Below are 2,040 nucleotides of genomic sequence, written 5' to 3'. Positions count from 1 at the left end.
ATTGAGGGTTCGCCGGTACCGTTCCTTCCTAAACAGTACGTCGAACACACTATGGGCCTCAGCACGAGTTTCGATGCGGGTCGCGGCTGCCCCTATCAATGCTCGTTCTGCACCATCATCAATGTGCAAGGTCGAAAATCACGGTTCCGCTCCGCAGATGACGTGGAGAAGCTGGTGCGGATGAACTGGACGCACGGGGTCCACAAGTTCTTCATCACTGACGACAATTTCGCGCGCAACAGGGAATGGGAAGCGATTTTCGACCGCCTTATCTCGTTGCGTGAGAAGGACGGCATCCCTCTCGGCCTGATGATCCAGGTGGACACGCTGTGCCACAAGATCGAGAACTTCGTGGAGAAGGCGAAACGAGCTGGTGTTACGCGCGTCTTCATTGGCTTGGAGAACGTCAATCCGGACAATCTTGCTGCGGCCAAAAAGCGGCAGAACAAGATTACCGAATACCGTAAGATGCTACTCGCCTGGAAGGCACAGGGCATCATGACTTTGGCGGGCTATATTCTCGGCTTTCCGTCGGACACGCCCGAGACGATCAGACGCGATATCGCGATCATACAGGAAGAGCTCCCTCTCGACATAATAGAGTTTTTTAACCTGACGCCGCTGCCGGGGTCGGAGGACCACCAGGGCCTTTGGAGGAAGCGGGTCGAGATGGACTCCGATCTCAACGTCTACGACCTTGAGCATGTCTGCACAGCACATCCGAGAATGACCAGCCAGGAATGGGAGAGCATCTACCAGGAAGCATGGTMGCTCTACTACACGCCCAAGCATATGCGTACGCTGTTGCGCCGTGCGGTCGCGACTGGCGTTCCACTCGGCAGTCTGGTCAAGCTCCTCGTGACGTTCTCAACCGTAGTCCCTCTTGAGAAGGTGCATCCGTTGCAGACTGGTCTTCTGCGCCTCAAGCGGCCGTCGGAGCGGCGCCCCGGCATGCCCCGCGAAAACCCTTGGTACTTCTGGCCTCGATTCGTATGGGAAACTCTTCGGAAACACGCCGTCCTCGCCAGCACAATTGTGCGTCTTATGGTAGCGGCACGTGCGATCTCGCGAAATTCTGCATCAAAGGATTACATGGATCAGGCGCTCATGCCGGTCGGTGATGACGGCGACGAGACACTCGATCTTTTCACAAAGACCGCTGGCGGCGACGCGGCGGTAACGCACATCAAGAAGGTCGCGGGATTGACGAGGGGCATTAAAGCCGCCTGACAGCGAGGCTTGGAGAAGCCCGCTTTGCCGAAGCCGAGGGCATCGCGATCGTCGGCGAGTTCGCCGAGATCGAGACCGGCAAGGGCGCGGATGCGCTCGATCGGAGGCCACAGCTCGCCGCAGCGCCAACAGTCTGTCCAGAAGCGTCTCAATGACCACCTGGACCGCTAGGCTTTGTTGAGTGAAGATGGTGAGAAGTCTAGCCCGCACCGCCACCGTGATTGCATCGATAGCTGCCGCTATCGTGCTGACATTCATGGCAGCTAAAAGATTTGAGCTATCGACGCCAAATCCGATCGAGGCTCATATCGAGAGGAACATCTGATGCGCAACGCTAGGGGCACTGATTTCCTCAGCATCAGCCTGCCAGGGCGCGCTCGACTGAGAACATCGTGCCAAGCGGAGCGTAAGAACTCCCGTATCTCAACAGGCGAACCGAAAAGCCCGCCACCCCCCCCCCGTGAGGCAGCGGGCTAGATGCGGGCAGCGTGCGCTATTTCAGTAGCGGTAGTAGTGCCTACGATGGTAATACCTGTGGTGGTAGTAGTGCCCATAGTTATAGTAGTACCTGTGATGATAGTACCTGTGATGATAGTACCTGTAGTGATAGTGCCTGTGGTGATAATAATGCCTATGGTAGTAGTGCCTGTGATAATACACCGGTCGGTAATAGCCACCGCCGTAATACGGGTCGGGATAATACCCGCCATCGTAGTAGCCGCCACCGTAGTAGCCGTTGTTGAACATGCTTCCGATCAGGGCTCCTGCGACAAGTCCTCCCGGAAAGAAGTCATTGTAGCCGTCATATCC

At 56.5% G+C, this 2,040-nt stretch carries 1 protein-coding gene and 1 pseudogene; one reads left to right on the top strand and one right to left on the bottom strand.

The annotated features are described in order from the left end of the window. The coding region (locus ACXJ7R_RS31000) for a B12-binding domain-containing radical SAM protein (protein ID WP_457155135.1) at window positions 1-1,230 on the top strand (1,230 nt) is incomplete at its 5' end. Window positions 1,231-1,728: 498 nt separating this feature from the next. On the opposite strand, the pseudogene ACXJ7R_RS30995 reads toward ACXJ7R_RS31000, so the two are convergent. Continuing rightward, window positions 1,729-2,040, bottom strand: a pseudogene (locus tag ACXJ7R_RS30995) (BA14K family protein); the annotation flags it as partial.

Source organism: Mesorhizobium sp. P5_C1, assembly GCF_054049815.1.
This window is presented reverse-complemented; position numbering and strand designations above follow the sequence as displayed.